Source organism: Sandarakinorhabdus sp. AAP62, from assembly GCF_000331225.1.
In the GTDB taxonomy this organism is placed as follows: domain Bacteria; phylum Pseudomonadota; class Alphaproteobacteria; order Sphingomonadales; family Sphingomonadaceae; genus Sandarakinorhabdus.
Genome location: NZ_ANFY01000003.1, coordinates 174,199 through 191,857 on the forward strand (window position 1 = coordinate 174,199; position 17,659 = coordinate 191,857).

The 17,659-nt window shown below is 67.4% G+C and carries 15 protein-coding genes; 9 read left to right on the forward strand and 6 right to left on the reverse strand.

Features of this window, described 5'->3' with window-relative positions; translation table 11 throughout:
* Nucleotides 1-48 precede the first annotated feature (48 nt).
* From D619_RS0101065 to D619_RS0101080, 4 genes are read left to right on the forward strand one after another with little or no spacing between them, the layout of a single operon-like run.
* Nucleotides 49-1,266 carry a hydrolase gene (locus D619_RS0101065; RefSeq protein ID WP_017666705.1) on the forward strand — a complete coding sequence of 406 codons (1,218 nt, stop codon included), beginning with the start codon at nt 49-51 and terminating at the stop codon, nt 1,264-1,266.
* Nucleotides 1,263-2,285 carry an arginine N-succinyltransferase gene (locus D619_RS0101070; RefSeq protein ID WP_020480359.1) on the forward strand — a complete coding sequence of 341 codons (1,023 nt, stop codon included), beginning with the start codon at nt 1,263-1,265 and terminating at the stop codon, nt 2,283-2,285. Before D619_RS0101065 ends, D619_RS0101070 begins: the two co-directional genes overlap by 4 nt.
* Nucleotides 2,272-3,672, forward strand: a complete 1,401-nt coding sequence (astD, locus tag D619_RS0101075) for a succinylglutamate-semialdehyde dehydrogenase (RefSeq protein ID WP_017666707.1) — start codon at nt 2,272-2,274, stop codon at nt 3,670-3,672. Before D619_RS0101070 ends, astD begins: the two co-directional genes overlap by 14 nt.
* Nucleotides 3,669-4,931 (forward strand): N-succinylarginine dihydrolase, encoded by a 1,263-nt coding sequence (locus D619_RS0101080; RefSeq protein WP_017666708.1) that lies wholly within the window; start codon nt 3,669-3,671, stop codon nt 4,929-4,931. Before astD ends, D619_RS0101080 begins: the two co-directional genes overlap by 4 nt.
* Before the next feature lie 36 nt (nt 4,932-4,967).
* Here D619_RS0101080 and D619_RS0101085 read toward each other — a convergent pair whose 3' ends face one another.
* Nucleotides 4,968-6,407 carry an AMP nucleosidase gene (locus D619_RS0101085; RefSeq protein ID WP_017666709.1) on the reverse strand — a complete coding sequence of 480 codons (1,440 nt, stop codon included), beginning with the start codon at nt 6,405-6,407 and terminating at the stop codon, nt 4,968-4,970.
* Nucleotides 6,408-6,462: 55 nt separating this feature from the next.
* Here D619_RS0101085 and D619_RS0101090 point away from each other — a divergent pair, with 55 nt between their 5' ends.
* Both D619_RS0101090 and D619_RS0101095 read left to right on the forward strand, forming a co-directional pair.
* Nucleotides 6,463-7,611, forward strand: coding sequence for an acyl-CoA dehydrogenase family protein (locus D619_RS0101090; RefSeq protein WP_026090571.1), 1,149 nt, complete (start codon nt 6,463-6,465; stop codon nt 7,609-7,611).
* A 40-nt stretch (nt 7,612-7,651) separates the two neighbouring features.
* Nucleotides 7,652-8,050, forward strand: coding sequence for a DUF423 domain-containing protein (locus D619_RS0101095; protein ID WP_017666711.1), 399 nt, complete (start codon nt 7,652-7,654; stop codon nt 8,048-8,050).
* Nucleotides 8,051-8,053: 3 nt separating this feature from the next.
* Here D619_RS0101095 and D619_RS0101100 read toward each other — a convergent pair whose 3' ends face one another.
* Together D619_RS0101100 and D619_RS17510 are read right to left on the reverse strand one after the other, a co-directional pair.
* Nucleotides 8,054-8,830, reverse strand: a complete 777-nt coding sequence (locus D619_RS0101100) for a class II aldolase/adducin family protein (protein ID WP_017666712.1) — start codon at nt 8,828-8,830, stop codon at nt 8,054-8,056.
* Between the two features lie 23 nt (nt 8,831-8,853).
* The gene (locus D619_RS17510) at nt 8,854-9,024 is read right to left on the reverse strand and encodes a DUF2256 domain-containing protein (RefSeq protein WP_017666713.1); all 171 of its coding nucleotides are present in this window, start codon (nt 9,022-9,024) and stop codon (nt 8,854-8,856) included.
* Nucleotides 9,025-9,094: 70 nt separating this feature from the next.
* Here D619_RS17510 and D619_RS0101110 point away from each other — a divergent pair, with 70 nt between their 5' ends.
* Together D619_RS0101110 and D619_RS15180 are read left to right on the forward strand one after the other, a co-directional pair.
* Complete coding sequence (locus D619_RS0101110; RefSeq protein WP_017666714.1) at nt 9,095-10,705, forward strand: alkaline phosphatase D family protein; 1,611 nt, start codon at nt 9,095-9,097, stop codon at nt 10,703-10,705.
* 20 nt (nt 10,706-10,725) lie between these two features.
* The gene (locus tag D619_RS15180; RefSeq protein ID WP_152417229.1) at nt 10,726-11,664 is read left to right on the forward strand and encodes a hypothetical protein; all 939 of its coding nucleotides are present in this window, start codon (nt 10,726-10,728) and stop codon (nt 11,662-11,664) included.
* Between the two features lie 7 nt (nt 11,665-11,671).
* Here D619_RS15180 and D619_RS0101120 read toward each other — a convergent pair whose 3' ends face one another.
* Entirely contained in the window at nt 11,672-14,149 is a 2,478-nt protein-coding gene (locus D619_RS0101120; RefSeq protein ID WP_152417230.1) for a cation-translocating P-type ATPase, read from the reverse strand.
* Between the two features lie 218 nt (nt 14,150-14,367).
* Between D619_RS0101120 and D619_RS0101125 the strand changes: the two genes are divergently transcribed.
* A complete protein-coding gene (locus tag D619_RS0101125) occupies nt 14,368-15,936 on the forward strand; it encodes an MBL fold metallo-hydrolase (protein ID WP_017666717.1) in 1,569 nt (522 codons plus the stop codon).
* Here the strand turns inward: D619_RS0101125 and aroB are convergent.
* Together aroB and D619_RS0101135 are read right to left on the reverse strand one after the other, a co-directional pair.
* The gene (gene aroB, locus D619_RS0101130; protein WP_017666718.1) at nt 15,921-17,024 is read right to left on the reverse strand and encodes a 3-dehydroquinate synthase; all 1,104 of its coding nucleotides are present in this window, start codon (nt 17,022-17,024) and stop codon (nt 15,921-15,923) included. The two genes, D619_RS0101125 and aroB, sit on opposite strands and share 16 nt — an antisense overlap.
* On the reverse strand, nt 17,021-17,617 hold the full coding sequence (locus tag D619_RS0101135; protein WP_017666719.1) for a shikimate kinase: 597 nt from the start codon (nt 17,615-17,617) through the stop codon (nt 17,021-17,023). The genes aroB and D619_RS0101135 overlap by 4 nt, the downstream gene beginning before the upstream one ends.
* Between the last annotated feature and the right edge of the window lie 42 nt (nt 17,618-17,659).

The window sequence follows — 17,659 nt, forward strand, 5'->3', positions numbered from 1 at the left end:
TCACAAAAATGGCTAGCGGTTGTAGAAATCACAGATTATGGTGGCGGGATGACCAGCCTGTCGCCCGCCGAAGCCCACGCGCTGGCCCGTATCGACGGGCTGCGGCCGGCGATGCTGGCCGAGATCGAGGCGTGGGCCGCGATCAACACCGGCAGCCGCAATCTGGCCGGGCTGGCGCAGATGATCGACGTGCTGGACACGGCCTTTGCCCCGCTGGGCGGCACGGCGACACGGGTGGCGGCGGCCCCGGCCAGCCAGATCGACGCCGCTGGCGCTGAACGGGCGCTGCTGCACGGCGACAATCTTCATGTCGTGAAGCGCCCTGACGCGCCGGTGCGCGTGCTGCTGACCGGCCATATGGATACGGTGTTCCCCGCTGATCATGGTTTTCAGGCCTGCCGCTGGCTGGATGCGGACACGCTGAACGGCCCTGGCGTGGCCGACATGAAGGGCGGCATCGCCGTCATCAAGACGGCGCTGACGGTGCTGGAAGCCAGCCCGTTTGCCGACAGCATCGGCTGGGAAGTGATCCTGAACAGCGATGAGGAAGTCTCCTCCCCCGGTTCTGCCCCTTTGCTGGCGGAGGCCGCCCGACGCTGCCATCTGGGCCTCACGTTCGAACCGGCGCTGCCCGATGGCACGCTGGCCGGGGCACGCGCCGGATCGGGCAATTTTTCCGCCGCCGTGCATGGCCGCGCTGCCCACGCCGGGCGCAACCCGCGCGATGGCCGCAACGCGCTGCTGGCAGCTGCGGATCTGGCGCTGCGGCTGGCCGCACTGGCCGGCGATGATCTGTCGGTGAACCCGGCGAAGATCGACGGCGGCGGGCCGAACAATGTCGTGCCGGATGGGGCCGTGCTGCGCTGGAACATGCGGCCGCACAGTGCCGCCGCCCAGCTGCGCGCCGAAGCCGGCATCAACGAAATCGTGGCGGCAGTGGCGAGCGACCATGACGTCCACATCCACGTGCACGGCAGCTTTGCCCGCCCGCCCAAGCCCCTGGATGCCAACCAGCAGCGGCTGTTTGACCTGGTGAAAAGCTGCGGCGCCTCGCTGGGTTTGCCGATCAGTTGGCGCGACACTGGCGGCGTGTGTGACGGCAATAATCTGGCCGCCACCGGCCTGGCCGTCGTCGACACCATGGGGCCGCGCGGCGGTGCCATCCACAGCGCGGATGAGTTTCTGTGCACCGATTCGCTGGAGGAACGGGCCCGGCTGGCGGCGCTCGTGCTGATGCGTGTGGCGCAACACGGGTGGCAGCGATGATCGCCCCCGGTGAATGGCGCGTGCGCCCGGCGCGAGCCGCCGATCTGCCGGCCGTGCTGGAACTGGCGAAGCTTACGGGCGGCGGTTTCACCAACCTGCCGCAGGACGAAGGTGCACTCGCCCGCCGGCTGGCCTGGTCCGACGCCAGCTTTGCGCGCAGCGATGCCGCGCCGGAAAACGAGCTTTACCTGCTGCTGCTGGAGGAAGTCGCCACTGGGCGCATCGGCGGCACTGGCATGGTGTTCAGCCGCGTCGGCGCCGAATGGCCGTTCTACAGCTACAAGATTTCCACGTTGACCCAGACCAGCAAGGAACTCGATCGCACGCTGCGCATCCAGTTCCTGTCGCTCACCAGTGATTTCGACGGCGCATCGGAAGTGGGCGGGCTGTTCCTGCATCCCGATCTGCGCACCGGCGGGCTAGGGCGCTTGCTGGCTCGCGCCCGCTATCTGTTCATCGCCCGGCACCGGGCGCGCTTTGGTGACCGCGTGATTGCCGAACTGCGCGGCGTGATGGATGCTCAGGGCAACTCGCCGTTCTGGGATGCGCTGGGCGCCAAATTCTTCGGCATCAGTTTCCCCGAGGCGGACAGGTTCAACGCCGTGCATGGCAACCAGTTCATCGCCGATCTGATGCCGCGACACCCGATCTATACCGATCTGTTGTCGGACGAGGCTCGTGCCGCCATCGGCCAGCCGCACGCCACTGGCCGCGCTGCGCTGGCGATGCTGCTGGCGGAGGGGTTCGCCTTCGACAATTATGTCGACATCTTCGACGGCGGACCGACCGTGAGCGCCCGCATCGACGATCTGAAGACCGTGCGCGGCGCCCGCGAGGCCGAGATTGCGGCGCTGGCCGATGCCGTGGAGGCCGCCCCGCAATTGGTGGCAACGGGCACTTGCCAAGAATTCCAGGCCTTCCTGTCGCCGCTGGCCGATGCGGGCCGCACCCTGCCGGCCGCAATCGCCCAGCCGCTGGGCATCACCCCGGGCACCAGGATCTGCCATGTCGACTGCTGAACTCGTCTCAACCGACCCTTGCACCGCCGAAGCCATCTGGGCCGGCCCGGTGGGCGGCGTGGCGGCGGCGGTGGCAAGGGCGCGGGCTGCCGCCTCTGGCTGGGCGCATACGCCGCTGGGCCAGCGCATCGCCATCGCGCGCGCTTTCAAGGCGGCGGTGGAGGCGGAGGCTGACGGCTTTGCCCGGCTGATCGCGGCTGAAACGGGCAAGCCGCTGTGGGAAACCCGCACCGAAGTCGCCAGCGTGGCGGCCAAGGTGGAGATTTCCATCACCGCGCAGGCCGAACGCGCCGGAGAAAAGGGCAGTGAGGCCGGCGGCGTGAAGCAGATGCTGCGCCACAAGCCGCACGGCGTGCTGGCCGTGCTGGGGCCGTATAATTTCCCGGCGCACCTGCCCAATGGCCATATCGTGCCGGCGCTGCTGGCCGGCAACTCGATCGTGTTCAAGCCATCCGAACAGACCCCGGCCGTGGCCGAACTGATGGCCAGCCTGTGGGCGCAGGCCGGGTTGCCCGACGGTGTGCTGAACCTCGTGCACGGCGGCGGCGATGTTGGCCGGGAACTGGCCGGCGCGGAGATTGATGGCCTGTTGTTCACCGGTTCGGCGCATGTTGGCGCGGCGCTGGCGCGGCAATTCGCCGAGACGCCGCACCGCATATTGGCGCTGGAAATGGGCGGCAACAATCCGCTGGTGGCGTGGGATGTGACCGATATCGACGCGGCGGCCGCAACCGTGGTGCAATCGGCGTTCCTGTCGGCCGGGCAGCGCTGCACCAACGCGCGGCGGCTGATCCTGAAAGATGGCGACGACCGGTTGGTGGATGCGGTGCTGGCCTTGGCCGAGCGGTTGATTGTCGGCGCGCCGTTCGATGAGCCGCAGCCGTTCATGGGCCCGGTGATTTCCAATGCTGCTGCCGATGGGCTGGAGCGCGGCTGGGCCGGCTTGCAGGCCGCGGGTGGGCGCGTGCTGCGCCCGCTCGTTCGCGCCCGGGCTGACCGGCCGTTCCTGTCCCCCGCCGTCATCGACATGACTGGCCATGCGCCCTCTGACGACGAATTGTTCGGCCCCGTCCTCCAGATCATTCGCGTGCCCAATTGGGATGCGGCCATTGCGGCGGCCAACGCCACGCGCTTTGGTCTGGCGGCGGGCCTGATCGGCGGCGATGCGGCGCGCTTCGATGATTTCTGGGGCCGCAGCCGGGCCGGGATCGTCAACTGGAACCGGCCGACCAATGGTGCCTCGTCGGCGGCGCCGTTTGGTGGCATCGGGGCGAGCGGCAATCACCGCCCCTCAGCCTATTACGCCGCCGATTATTGCGCTTTCCCGGTGGCGACCCTTGCCGCCGAAACGCTGGCGGCCAGCATCACCACGGGCCTTCGTCCATGATCCGCGAAATCAATTTCGACGGCCTGATCGGGCCGAGTCACAATTATGCGGCGCTCTCGCTCGGCAACCTGGCCAGTGCCCGCCACGGCGGCGCCACTAGCCGCCCGCGCGCGGCGGCGTTGCAGGGCTTTGCCAAGATGCGCTTCGTGATGGGGCTGGGACTGACCCAGGGCTTCCTGCTGCCGCTCGATCGGCCCAATGTGGGCTTCCTGCGCCAGATGGGCTTTGTCGGGACGGACGAGCAGGTGATTGCCCGCGCCGCCGCGGAGGACCCGCGCCTGTTCGCCACCGCGGCCTCCGCCAGTTCGATGTGGACGGCCAACGCCGCCACTGTCTCGCCTGCGCCCGACACCGAAGACGGCCGCTGCCACATCAGCTCCGCCAATTTGTCGCGCATGGCCCATCGCAGCATCGAACATCCGGAGACGCACGCGCAACTGGCCATCGCTTTTGCTGATCCGGCGTTCGCGGTGCACGAAGCGTTGCCAGCCGCGTTTGGCGATGAAGGTGCCGCCAATTTCATGCGCCTGTGCGGCGCCCACGATGCGCCCGGCCTCGAAATCTTCGTGTTCGGCGAGGAAGGCGGCCGCTTCCCGGCCCGGCAGAACCGCCGCGCCAGCGAAGCCATCGCCCGCCGCCACGGCGTTTCAAACGCGCTGTTTGTGGCGCAGAGCCAGGCCGCCATTGATGCCGGCGCGTTCCACAATGATGTGGTGGCCGTGGCCAACGGTAATGTGCTGTTTGCCCATGAACACGCCTTTGCCGATGCGGCCGGCCTGAAGGCGGACATCGCCCGGCGGATGCCCGAGGCGATCTATGTCGAGGTGCCGGCCAGCGCGGTCAGTCTTGAGGATGCCATCAAGTCCTATCTGTTCAACAGCCAGCTGCTTACCCTGCCCGATGGCAGCATGGCCCTGGTGTTGCCGAAAGAGGCCGAGGAAACGCCGAGCGTGAAGGCGTATCTGGCGGCGCTGGTCGCCGGCAACGGCCCCATCCGCGCCGCGCATTTCGTCGATGTGCGCGAATCCATGCAGAATGGTGGCGGCCCGGCTTGCCTGCGCCTGCGCGTGGTGGCCGATCCGGCCCGCGTCGATGCGCGCTTCCTGCTGGATGCGGCCAAGGCCGACCGGCTGGAACGGCTGGTGGAACGCTGGTGGCCCGAGGCGATCGGCCCAGCGGACATGACCAACCCGGATTTGTGGCGTGACGTGAAGGCCGCTCGGGCGGCGCTGCTGGCGGAGCTGGGGCTCAACCTCTAACCCCAGTCGTCACCCCGGCGCCCCCGGGGTTGACGGTCATCTAAAGGGCGGCTCGTCAAACGCGCGCAGTTTGCGCGAATGCAGTGCCGGGCCTTCATCGCGCAGGATCATCATCGCTTCGATGCCCACCTGCAGATGCTCCGAAATCGCGCCCTCATAGAAACGGTTGGCCTGGCCGGGCAGCTTGATCTCGCCGTGCAGCGGCTTGTCCGAAACACACAGGAACGTGCCGTAGGGGACGCGGAAGCGGTAGCCTTGGGCGGCGATGGTGGCGGATTCCATGTCGATGGCGACCGCGCGGCTCTGGTTGAAGCGCAGGGATGACTGCGAATAACGCAGTTCCCAGTTGCGATCGTCCGTCGTCACCACCGTGCCGGTGCGCAGGCGGGGCTTCAGCGCGTCGCCGGTCATGCCGGTGACTTTTTCGGTGGCGAGCTGCAGCGCCTTCTGAACTTCCGAAAGCGCCGGGATCGGGATCTCGGCGGGCAGCACGTCGTCGAGCACGTGATCGTCGCGCAGATAGGCGTGGGCCAGCACATAATCGCCGATGGCCTGGCTGGGGCGCAGGCCGCCGCAGTGGCCGATCATCAGCCAGGCTTCCGGGCGCAGCACGGCGAGGTGATCGCAGATCGTCTTGGCGTTGGCGGGGCCGACACCGATGTTGACCAGCGTGATGCCGCTGCCATTGGGGCCGATCAGATGCCAGGCCGGCATCTGGTTCTTGCGCCAGGCGAAATCGGCGGCGGCGCGGTCCGCATCGGGATCATCGGCGGTGATGTCCAGCCCGCCGGGGCAGGCGAGGCGGTCGTAACCGTTCCCCAGCTGCCGGCAGGCCCAGCGCACGAATTCATCGACATAACGATGATAGTTGGTGAGCAGGATATAATGCTGGAAATCCTCCGGCGCGGTGCCGGTGTAATGTTTCAGCCGGGCGAGGCTGAAATCGGTGCGCGGGCCGTCGAACAGGGCCAATGGGCGTTCATCGGCCAGGCTTTCATCCCACAGGCCGTCGGCCAGTTCGTCGCCGATCTGCTGCAATTCGGTGGTGGGGAAGTGCCGGGCCAGTTCGGCGGCCGCCACGCCTTCCAGATTGAGATCGGCGGCGCCATCGAGCACATAGGGGTACGGAATCTCGACTTCGGAGCGGCCGACCGAGACCACCACGTCATAATCGGCCATCAGCAGGCCCAGCTGCTCTTCGAGATAGGCGCGGAACATCGCCGGGCGGGTGACGGTCGTGGTGTAACTGCCGGGGCGATTGAGCCGGGCAAAGGCGCGGATCGGGCGCAGGGCGCGGCGCTCACCGGAAAATTCCAGGCGCAACTCCGGATAGGCCCAATCGCCGCGCACACGCTGGCTGCCATCGGGGGCGACGCCGTTGTCGATATAATCCTTGAGCGCATCGCGCAGGGCGGCGACGGACTGGGTGTGGATGTCGATCAGCTGATCGACGATGGTTGAAGGCGCAAGATTCATCCTGCGCCAATGCCACGAATTGCGCCGCCGTTACCAGCCCCGTATGGAAGGCGGCATGAGCCAATTTGATCTGACCGACGACCAGAAGGCCATCCAGGAGGTCGCCCGCCGTTTCACGGCCGAGGCGATCACCCCGCACGCCGCGCGCTGGGACGAGACGCATCATTATCCCAAGGACGTGGTGCAAGCCGCCGCGGCGCTGGGGTTTGGCTCCATCTATGTCAGCGAGGCCGGCGGCGGCATCGGGCTGGGCCGGCTGGAAGCGGCGTTGATCATGGAGGCGATGGCCTATGGCTGCCCGTCGACCAGCGCCTTCATCTCGATCCACAACATGGCGGCGTGGATGATCGACTGTTTCGGCAGTGAGGCGGTGAAGGCGAAGTATCTGCCTTCATTGGTGACGATGGACCGGATCGCCAGCTATTGCCTCACCGAGCCGGGTTCGGGATCGGATGCAGCGGCGCTGAAGACGCGCGCCGTGCGGGATGGCGATCATTATGTGGTGAGCGGTTCCAAGGCGTTCATTTCCGGCGCCGGGGTCAACGATGTGTATGTGACGATGGTGCGCACCGGGGTGGATGGGCCAAAGGGCATTTCCTGCCTGGTGATCGAACGCGACATGCCGGGCGTGAGCTTTGGCGCGCCGGAGCGCAAGATGGGCTGGCGGTCGCAACCCACCGCGCAGGTGAATTTCGACGAGGTGCGGGTGCCGGTGGAAAATCTGGTCGGCGCCGAAGGCCAGGGCTTCAGCATCGCCATGGCCGGTCTGGATGGCGGGCGGCTCAACATCGGCGCGTGCAGTCTGGGCGGCGGCCAGCGCGCGCTGGATGAAGCCATGGCTTATACGCGCCAGCGCCAGCAGTTCGGCAAGGCCATCGCCGATTTCCAGGCGACGCAATTCACCCTGGCCGATATGGCGACCGAACTCTCGGCAGCGCGCGCGCTGCTCTATCAGGCGGCGGTGAAGGTGAGCGAGGGCGCGCCTGACAAGACGCAATTTGCCGCCATGGCCAAGCGTTTTGCCACCGATACCGGCATGGCGGTCGCCGATCGCGCGCTGCAGCTGCACGGCGGCTATGGCTATCTGATGGATTATCCGGTGGAGCGCATTTTCCGCGACCTGCGCGTGCACCAGATCCTGGAAGGCACCAATCAGATCATGCGCATGATCACCGCGCGCGAGATGATGCGGCACAGCAATTGAGGGCTTTTCAAGTGACGTTCACAGCTTCAGTCTGCCCGGCATGAGCGAGCCCACTCCACCCGCCCGCCCGCGTTACCTGCCGGCCTTTGCCTGCCTGAATGCGCTGATCGCGCTGGCGTTCGGCACGTTCGCGGCGCACGGCATCGATGATCCCCAGGCGAAAGACTGGATCATGACCGGGGTGACCTTTCAGCTGCCGCATGTGGCCGCCGTGTTTGGCCTGCTGGCGTGGCGCAATTCGCCGTTCGTGCACTCGGGCGCGTGGGCGGTGCTGGGCGGCGCGTTCGTGTTCGCGATGGATTTGAACCTGCTGGCGATGGGCGCACCCAAATGGGTGGCGGCGCTCGCCCCCGCGGGCGGCACCGCCATGATGTTCGGCTGGCTGTGGCTCGCCATCATCGCCTTTGCCGGCGATGCGCTGAACCGCTTCGAAAGCTGACGCTCAGTCCCGGAACGATGGGTCGATCCGGTCCAGCTTGCGCAGCAATGCCGGCCAGGCCAGCATGTTGCCCACCATTTTCAGCCCGGCGCGGCCCTGATCGGCGGCCTTTTCGGGCGTGCCCTGCGGCGGGTGGTTGATCAGATCCTGGCCGCCAGCGAGCGCATGGATTTGCGCTTCGCAGGCGCGTTCAAGGAAATACATCTTGATGAAGGCTTCGGCCACGGTTTCACCCACGGTGAGCGTGCCGTGATTGCGCAGGATCATCGCCGTCTTGGTGCTGCCCAGATCTTCCACCAGCCGTTCGCGCTCATCGAGGTCCGTCGCGACCCCTTCATAGTGGTGATAGGTCAGCTCGTCGCGGATCAGCATGGCCGTCTGGGTGAGCGGCATCAGCCCTTCGGCCTGCGCCGAAACAGCCTGGCCGTGCGGCGTGTGCAGGTGGATGACGGCGTGGGCGTCCTCGCGCGACATGTGGATGGCCGAATGGATGGTGAAGCCGGCGGCGTTGGTGATGTAGGGCGTCTCCATCACCGGGTGGCCTTCGACGTCGATCTTGACGAGGCTGGATGCGGTGATTTCCTCGAACATCAGATTATAGGGGTTGATCAGGAAATGATGCTCCGGCCCCGGCACGCGCACGCTGAGGTGGGTGAAGATCAGATCGTCCCAGCCATAATGCGCCACAAGGCGGTAGGCGGCGGCGAGATCGACGCGCAGCGCCCACTCCTCGGCCGAAACCTGATCCTTCACACTCGGCGTTTTCAACTGCGTGGCCATGTGATTCCTCCCCGAAAATTGCGTCATTCTGTCGTGCCGGCGCGCGCCCGTCCATAGGCACCGCTGCGGCAGGCGTCGGAACAGTATCGCACATTCTCCCAATCGCGCGCCCATTTCTTCCGCCAGCTGAACGGGCGGCCGCAGGCGGCGCATTCCTTGGTGGGCAGATCGGCCTTCTGGCGCATTTTCGCCATGGCGGCAGGCTCCCTCGAAATTGTCACAATATCCGGTTTAATGGCGCCAATGTCTAAAGGGGAATCAGCCATGCGTCCTGCCATTGATCGTCGCGCCTTCCTGACCGCCACTGCCGCCGGCCTGATCCTGCCGGTGCGCCCGGCGCTGGCCCGGCTGTGGCCGATCAGCGGCTTCACCCATGGCGTCGCATCGGGCCATCCCGGCCCCGGCGCTGTCACGCTGTGGACGCGCTATGCCAGCGTGACGGGTGCTGCGACCGTGCTGAAGCTGGAAGTGGCGGAAGACGAAGCCATGAGCCGGGTGATCGCCCGCGCCGAAGCCGTGGCCGGCGCGGAAAGCTGGGGCACCGCCCAGGCGCGCGTGTCGGGCCTGCCGGAAGGCAAGTGGCTGTGGTACCGCTTCACCGCACCCGATGGCACGATGTCCATGGTGGGACGCACCAAGACGTTGCCGACCGGCAAGCTGGATGCACTGAAGCTGGGCGTCTTCTCCTGCTCCAACCGGCCGTTCGGGCATTTCAACGCCTATGCCCATGGTGCCATGCGTGATGATCTGGATGCGGTGATCCACCTTGGCGATTATATCTATGAATATCAGATGGGTTCGTATCCTGAACAGGTGATGCCCGGCCGCGAGATCCTGCCCGTCGATGAAATCCTGATGATCGACGATTATCGCCAGCGTTATGCCAGCTATCGCACCGATCCCGGCCTGCAGGCGATCCACGCGCGCTTCCCGATGATCGCCATCTGGGATGATCATGAATTTGCCAACGATACGTGGAAAGGTGGCGCGCAGAACCACCAGGCCGATGAAGGCGTGTGGAATATGCGCCGCGATGCCGCGCTGAAGGCGCATCGCGAATGGCTGATGAGCCCGGAAGTGCCGTGGCATCGCTATGATTTCGGCAATCTGGTGTCGGTGATGACTCTGGATACCCGCATGTCGGGCCGCGACAAGCAGCTGGATCTCAATGCCGCGCTGCGGGCCGGGCCGGAGGGCATCAAGGCCTTTGCCAGCGGCGAATGGCAGTCGCCGGCGCGGACGCTGCTGGGCGCCGAGCAGGAAGCCTGGTTCGCCCGCGAAATCGCCGCCAGCGTGAAGGCCGGCCAGCGCTGGCAGCTGATCGCGCAGCAGGTGGTGATGGGTGACATCATGACGCCGAAGAACGCGCTGGAGTTCCTGGCCCCCAATGCCGATGCCCGCGCCCAAGGCTATGTGAAGGGCGGCATTGCGGCGGCACAGGCCGGCATCCCGGGCGCGCAGGACATGTGGTCAGGCTACCCGCAGGCGCGCCGCCGACTGCTGAAGGCAATGGCCGATGCCGGTGCCGATCCCATCGTGATCGCCGGCGACAGCCACAATGCCTGGGCCTTCAACCACAGCCTGGACGGCAAGGCGGTGGCGGCCGAATTCGGCGTCCACTCTGTCACTTCGCCCGGTTACGAATCGGCGTTGGCGGCGGATCCGGCGGTGATCCGGGCGGCGCTGGTGCAAAGCTCAGCCGGAATGCAGTGGTGCGACACCAGCCGGCGCGGCTATCTCACCCTGTCGTTCAATGCCGGCGAAACCCGCTGTGACTGGGTGTTCATGGACACGATCAAGGCCGTTTCGATGGCCACCAGCGCGCCGCAGGCGGCCGTGGTGAAGCATGGCAAGCGGAAGATGACGCTGGCCTGACAAGTGGTTAGGGTGGGCGCGTGAAAGCCGCGCTCACCTGCCTTGCCCTGACTGTCGCAGCGCCGTCATTGGCTGCGCCCGTGCAATGCGATGCGGTGTGGCGCGACGGGCCGCGCGGCCGTGATGTGCCGGTGCGGATCGATCTGCCTGTTGGCAAGACCAAGGTGCCGGCGGTGATCTGGTCGCCCGGCCTGGGCGGCACGCGCGGCAATGCTTCGCGCTGGGTGGCGGCGTGGACGGCGGCGGGGCTTGCCGTGATCCGGCTGGAACATCCCGGCAGCGATGCCAGCGTCTATCGCGGCCCCGCCACACCGGAAGAACGGCAGGCCAAGGTGCGCGCCGGCATCGCGCCCGAACAGCTGATTGCGCGTATCGCCGATGTGGGTTTCGTTGCCGACGAACTGGCGCGGCGGCCACGCGAAGGGGCGTGTGACCTTGCCCGCATTGACAGCGATCATCTGGCGCTGGCCGGGCACAGCATGGGGGCCTGGGTGGTGCAGGCGATGGCCGGACAGCGCCCGGATGGTGAACAGGCGCCGCTGATCGACCGCCGTTTCCGTGCCTTCATCGCCATGAGCACGACCGGCCCGGCTGATCCCGCCGCTGCCAAGGCCCAGTTCGGCGGCATCGGTCGGCCGCTGCTGGTGATCACCGGCAGCATGGACGGTGTGTCTGCCAAGGCCGCGCCTGACGTGGCGGCCAGCGAACGGGCCAGGCGGGCCAGTCTGTTCACCGGTGCGCCGGCCGACGGCCGCAAGGCGCTCGCCTTCATCGAAGGTGCCGGGCATATGCTGTTTGCCGGCGACACCATCAAAACGCCCGCCCCAGCTGATATGCAGGCGCGGGTGGCGCGGCTGACCACCCTGTGGTGGCGGCACTGGCTGCGGGGCGAAACACGGGCGGGAAAGGCGCTGTCCAATCCGCCGCTGGGCAAGGCGGACCAGTGGCAGCGCAAATAGCGCCCCGTTAGCGGGCAGCCATCACCCCTTTCAGCATTTGCAGCAGGACGATGGCCAGAACGCCGCCGCCGCCGATGGCCAGCGCCAGCGCCGGCGTTGCCGGCGCGAAGCGCAGCAGGGCGGTGAGCGGCGGCACGAACTGGGTGGCAGCGAGCAGGCCGAGGACGGCGGTGAGCACCAGCGCCAGCACGCGCCCCGCACCGCCAATCAGCGTGGCGAGGCCGTTGCCCAGCCGGCGGTTGACCAGCATCAGCACCAGCAGGCCCGTGACAAGGGCGAGGAAGGCGGCGGAGCGGACAGCGGCTTCAGGCAGTCCGGCGTACCACAAGGCCAGTGAGAAGCCGGCGACGAGGGCCAGCACGACGGCGCCTTCCAGCAGCGCGGCGGCCAGCTGGGCCGGGGCGAGCAGCGGCGCATCGGGTGCGCGCGGCGGGCGGGTCATCGCGTCGGATTCGGCTTCCTCTGCTTCGAACGCCAGCGCGCTGACCGGATCGATGATCATTTCCAGCAAGGCGATATGGACCGGACCCAGCAGCAGCGGCAGGCCAAACAGCAGAGGCAGCAGCGCCAGCCCGGCGATGGGGATGTGGACGGCGACGATGAAGCCCATCGCCTTTTTCAGATTGTCGTGGATGCGTCGGCCCAGCCGCATGGCGGTGACGATGGCGCCGAAATCATCGTCGAGCAGCACGATGGCCGATGCTTCGCGCGCCACATCGGTGCCGCGGCCGCCCATGGCGACGCCGATGTGCGCGGCCTTCAGCGCCGGCGCGTCGTTCACCCCGTCGCCGGTCATCGCCACCACCGCGCCGCCAGCTTTCAGCGCTTCGACGATGCGCAGTTTCTGGCGCGGCTGGATGCGGGCGCAGACGCCGATGCCGGCCAGCCGGTGGCTGAGTGCGGCGTCGTCGAGCGTATCGAGTTCGGCGCCGGTGAGGGTTGCCAGCGGCACGATGCCGGCCTGGGCGGCGATGGCGCGGGCGGTCTCGGGATAATCGCCGGTGATCATCATCACCCGCACGCCGGCCGCCCGGCAGGCGCGCACGGCATCCGGCACATCGGTGCGCAAGGGATCGGCGATGCCCACCAGAGCGCGGAATTCCAGCGGCAGGTCGGCCAGTGCATCGGGCAGCGGGCCATCGGGCGATGCACATTCGGCCAAGGCCAGCACGCGCAGGCCCTGCGCGGCCATCGCGCCGGCGGCAACCTCCATCCCGGCGAGCGCGGCGGCATCGAGCCGGCACAGCCGCGCCACGGCTTCGGGCGCGCCCTTGGCCGCAACCGTACCGCTGCCCCAGGCCTGCGCCATCACCGGCTGGCCGGGGGCGAGCGGGTAGAGGTGCAGCACCTCGCTGGTGGCCGCTGCCGCACCCAGATCGGCAGCGAGCGTGTGGAAGGCGATGTCCATCGGATCAGTGGCATGGGGCGGGCTGGCCAGCCGGCCCAGCGCGGCGAGATCGCGGTGTACGGCACGATCAGGCGCGGCGGCCTGTGGGTCATCGGGCCGCCACAGCGCCACCACCGCCATGCGGTTCTGGGTGAGCGTGCCGGTCTTGTCGCTGCACAGCACGGTGGCAGCGCCCAGCGATTCGATGGCGGCAGCGCGGCGCACCAGGACGCGCTGGCGAGACAGCCGCATCGCCCCCATCGCCATGAACACGGTGAGCACCACCGGAAATTCCTCGGGCAGCATCGCCATGCCCAGCGCGATGCCGGCCAGCACCGCCTGCAGCCAGCCACCGCGCAGCAAGCCATGGAGCAGCACCGCCGCCAAGCTGGCCACCAGCCCAAACGCGGCAAACCACAGCACCAGCCGGCGTGTTTGCAGCGTCAGGCGCGGGACTTCAGCATCAACCGTGGCCAGCATGATGCCGATCTGGCCCATGTGGGTGGCAGCGCCGGTGGCCGTGACCTGCGCCAACCCGGCGCCGCGCACCACCAACGTGCCGGCGTGCAGGTGCGGCAGGCCATCACCGCCCGGCGCTGCGGGCGGCGGCGCGACATCAACAGCCAGCTTGCCGACCGGCAGCGATTCGCCGGTGAGCAGCGATTCATCGACAAGCAGGCCATCGCCCTGCAGCAGCCAGCCATCAGCGGGCACCCGATCGCCCTCGCCCAGCACCAGCACGTCGCCCACCACCACGTCTCGCCCGGCGACGCGCTGGCGCTGGCCGTCGCGGATCACCAGCGCGCGCGGCGAGGCCAGATCGCGCAGGGCAGCCAGCGCGCGTTCGGTGCGCTGTTCCTGCACCACCGTGATCAGGATCGACAGCCCGGCAAAGCCGACGAGCACCAGTGCATCGGTGCGCTCGCCGAGCAGCAGATAGACGAGGCCGCCACCCAGCAGCAGCGCCAACATGGGCTCCTTCAATACGTCATTGATGATGCGCGGCAGGCTACGCGTGCCAGGGCGCGGCAGATCATTGGGGCCATCGGCGGCCAGCCGCGCTGCTGCCTGGGCCGAGGTGAGGCCGGCCATAGCCATCAGATCAGGCCGCAGGAGCAAATCCTGACCATGTGCGCGCCGCTCATCCCTTGCATCTTGTGGGCAGCATGCATCAGCCGCGCCAGCGGGCCAATGCCGGGCTTCTACGGACAAGGGGCATCCGCAATTCCCCCGGCTTGCGGCGGCCGAGGGGAGGCCCGACACTTGCAGCACGCAAGGGTGCGCCCGCTGCTGTTGACGGATGGAGGGACAAGCCCATGGCGATGACAATCTGCTTCCACGGCGCGGCGCGCACCGTCACCGGCTCCTGCCTGGAAGTGGAAGTGGGCGACAAGCGCATCCTGCTGGATTGCGGCCTGTTCCAGGGCACCCGCAGTGTGGAGGCGCTGAACCATGAACCGCTGGCCTTTGATCCGGCCCGGATCGATGCTGTCGTGCTCAGCCACGCCCATATCGATCATTGCGGCCTGCTGCCGAAACTGGCGGCGCAGGGCTATGCCGGGCCGATCTGGTGCACGCCGGAAACGACTGATCTGCTGGAATATATGCTCGCCGATGCCGGCCGCATCCACGAATATGAAGCCGAACGCCGCAACCGCCGGCGGGACCGCGCCGGCGATGAGCCGTTCGAGCCGCTTTATACCGAAGCCGATGCATTGCTAGCGTGGCGGCTGGCGCAGCCGGTGATGCTGGATGAATGGTTCGCGCCGGCCGACGGTTTTCGCGCCCGGCTGTGGAACGCCGGGCATATCCTGGGCGCGGCCTCCATCGAGGTGGAAGCCGGCGGGGTCCGTCTGATGTATTCGAGCGACATCGGGCCGGAGAACAAGGCCTTCCTGCCGCAACCCCAGGGCGGCGCTGGCTTCGACCATGTCATCTGCGAAGCGACCTACGGCGATCGGGCCCGTGCCCGCGTCACCATGGAGGAACGCCGCGAACTGCTGGCGGCCGTGATCGCGGAGACCATGCAGCGCGGTGGCAATCTGATCATCCCGGCCTTTGCTCTGGAACGCACGCAGGAACTGCTGCTCGACATCGCCACGCTGTCGCGCAACGAGCGCATCGGGCCGGCGACGGTGTTTGTGGACAGTCCGTTGGCCAATCGCGCCACCGGCGTGTTCCGCAAATATGTGCGCAGCCTGCAGGATACCGCCGGGCGCGACGTGTTTGCCCACCCGTCGATCCACTATGTCCATGATGCCAGCGAATCGATGCGGCTGAACAGCATGTCGGGCGCGATCATCATCGCGGCTTCGGGCATGTGCGAGGCCGGGCGCATCCGCCACCATCTGCTGCACAATCTGTCGCGCCGGGAATCGACCATCCTGTTTGTCGGATTTCAGGCCGGTGGGTCGCTGGGCCGAGTGATTCAGGACGGTGCGCGGCGGGTGCGGATTTCCGGGCAGGAAGTGGCGGTGCGCGCCCAGATCCGCAGCATCGACAGCTATTCCGCCCATGCCGATCAGGGCGAACTGGTCGACTGGATGCGCGCGCGTGGGCCGATATCGGGCAGCCTGTTCCTTGATCACGGCGAGGAGGAAGCGGTGCTGACGCTGGGCAAGCTGGCGACGGCCGAGCGGCTGGCACCCAGCGTCATCCTGCCCGAAATCGGTGAGCGTTATGAACTGCAACCCGCCGCGCCGGCCAAGCGGCTGCAGACCGGGCGGCATGATCTGGCCCGGGTGATGGCCCGCGACTGGCAGAATGATTATGCCGAACTGGCCAGCAGCCTGAAACAGAAGCTGGGGCGCATCAGCGACCCGCAAGCCCGCCGCGAAGCCATCGCTGCCATGCAGCGCGTGCTCGACAGCTACGGCAAGAACTGAAGCTGTTCGGCGAGGAAGGTTTCCACCTCGGCCATTTCGACGTCGCGTGAAACGAAGCTCTGGCCAATGCCGCGCGCCAGGATGAAGGCGAGGCGACCGGCGCTCATCTTCTTGTCGTGGGTCATGTGATCGACCAGCCGCGCCGCACTGCAATCGAGGTTCAGCGCAGCCGGTTCGATGGTGAAACCCAGGCCGGCGAGATGGCGGGCCACACGTTTGGCGTCATCTTCGGGGCAAAGGCCCAACCGGGCGGAAAGGCGGAAGGCCTGCACCATGCCAATCGCCACCGCCTCGCCGTGCAGCAGCCGGCTGGAGAAGCCGGTTTCGGCCTCGAAGGCATGGCCGAAGGTGTGGCCGAGGTTGAGCAGCGCGCGGATGTCGTCCGTCTCGCGCTCATCGGCGGCGACGACGGCGGCCTTGGCGCGACAACTGTGGGCGATGGCGTGGATCTGCGCGGATGCATCGCCGTCCAGCACGGCGGCGCCGTTCGCCTCGCACCAGGCAAAGAAATCGGCATCATTGATCAGACCGTATTTCACCACCTCGGCATAGCCCGCCATCACTTCGCGGCGCGGCAAGGTGGCGAGCACGTGCGGATCGATCAGCACGGCCACCGGCTGGTGGAAGGCGCCAACCAGATTCTTGCCGGCGCGGGCGTTGATCGCCGTCTTGCCGCCCACCGACGAATCGACCTGGGACAGAAGGGTGGTCGGCATCTGCACGAAACGGCAGCCGCGTTTCAGCATCGAACAGGCAAAGCCGACGAGGTCGCCGATCACGCCGCCGCCCAGCGCCACCACGGCATCGCTGCGCTCGACCCCCAGTTCCAGCAGCCGTTCGACGACCAGTTGCAGGTGCGCCCAGTCCTTGGTGGCTTCGCCCGGCGGCAGCACGATGGGTTCCAGCCGGATGCCGGGCAGGCCGGTGGCCAGCGTTTCCAGGTGCAGCCCCGCGACCGTCTCGTCGGTCACCACAACCAGGCGGCCGCTGCGCGCGAACGGTGACAGCACTGCTGCCGCCGCGCCCAACAGGCCGGGCGCGATATGAATGGGATAGGCACGCGCGCCCAGAGCGACATCGACGATCATCGGGCGGCCTCTTCGGCATTGGCGGCGGCGAGCGCGGAAACAATCGCCTCCACGGTTTCATGGTGTGGGCCGGGCTTGCTGCCAACGCGGATGCGGGCCTGCGCGTAAATCGGATTGCGGATGGCGGCGAGCGCGGTGAGCACTTCGCCCGGATCCTTGCCCTTCAGCAGCGGGCGGGTGCCGCGTCGGCGCACGCGATCGACCAGCGTGGCGATATCGGCGTCCAGCCACACACTCAGCGTGCGTTCCAGGATCAGCGCGCGGGTCTCGTCGTTCATGAAGGCGCCGCCGCCGGTGGCGATCACCTTGGGGGTGCCGTCGATGAGTCGGGCGATCACCCGCCGTTCGCCATCGCGAAAATGCGCCTCGCCAAAGCGTTCGAACATTTCCGAAATGGTCATGCCCGCCGCTTCCTCGATTTCGGTATCGGCATCGACAAAGGGCAGGTTCAGCCGCGCGGCCAGCCGCTTGCCGATGCTCGATTTGCCGGAGCCCATCAGCCCGACCAGCGTGACCGGCCGCTGCGCCGCCAGGGCCAGGCGATCGGCTTCGCCCGAGGTTTTCGGATGGGGGATTTTCGGGTCGCCGTCCATTGCGCTGCCCGCTATACACCGGCGCATGGGATCGGCAAGCAA

Excerpts from the sequence above, each read along its gene's own strand:
- D619_RS0101065 (WP_017666705.1), top strand. The coding sequence starts at position 49 with ATGACCAGCCTGTCGCCCGCCGAAGCCCACGCGCTGGCCCGTATCGAC.
- D619_RS0101070 (WP_020480359.1), top strand. The coding sequence starts at position 1,263 with ATGATCGCCCCCGGTGAATGGCGCGTGCGCCCGGCGCGAGCCGCCGAT.
- astD (WP_017666707.1), top strand. The coding sequence starts at position 2,272 with ATGTCGACTGCTGAACTCGTCTCAACCGACCCTTGCACCGCCGAAGCC.
- D619_RS0101080 (WP_017666708.1), top strand. The coding sequence starts at position 3,669 with ATGATCCGCGAAATCAATTTCGACGGCCTGATCGGGCCGAGTCACAAT.
- D619_RS0101085 (WP_017666709.1), bottom strand. The coding sequence starts at position 6,407 with ATGAATCTTGCGCCTTCAACCATCGTCGATCAGCTGATCGACATCCAC.
- D619_RS0101090 (WP_026090571.1), top strand. The coding sequence starts at position 6,463 with ATGAGCCAATTTGATCTGACCGACGACCAGAAGGCCATCCAGGAGGTC.
- D619_RS0101095 (WP_017666711.1), top strand. The coding sequence starts at position 7,652 with ATGAGCGAGCCCACTCCACCCGCCCGCCCGCGTTACCTGCCGGCCTTT.
- D619_RS0101100 (WP_017666712.1), bottom strand. The coding sequence starts at position 8,830 with ATGGCCACGCAGTTGAAAACGCCGAGTGTGAAGGATCAGGTTTCGGCC.
- D619_RS17510 (WP_017666713.1), bottom strand. The coding sequence starts at position 9,024 with ATGGCGAAAATGCGCCAGAAGGCCGATCTGCCCACCAAGGAATGCGCC.
- D619_RS0101110 (WP_017666714.1), top strand. The coding sequence starts at position 9,095 with ATGCGTCCTGCCATTGATCGTCGCGCCTTCCTGACCGCCACTGCCGCC.
- D619_RS0101120 (WP_152417230.1), bottom strand. The coding sequence starts at position 14,149 with ATGGCTATGGCCGGCCTCACCTCGGCCCAGGCAGCAGCGCGGCTGGCC.
- D619_RS0101125 (WP_017666717.1), top strand. The coding sequence starts at position 14,368 with ATGGCGATGACAATCTGCTTCCACGGCGCGGCGCGCACCGTCACCGGC.
- aroB (WP_017666718.1), bottom strand. The coding sequence starts at position 17,024 with ATGATCGTCGATGTCGCTCTGGGCGCGCGTGCCTATCCCATTCATATC.
- D619_RS0101135 (WP_017666719.1), bottom strand. The coding sequence starts at position 17,617 with ATGGACGGCGACCCGAAAATCCCCCATCCGAAAACCTCGGGCGAAGCC.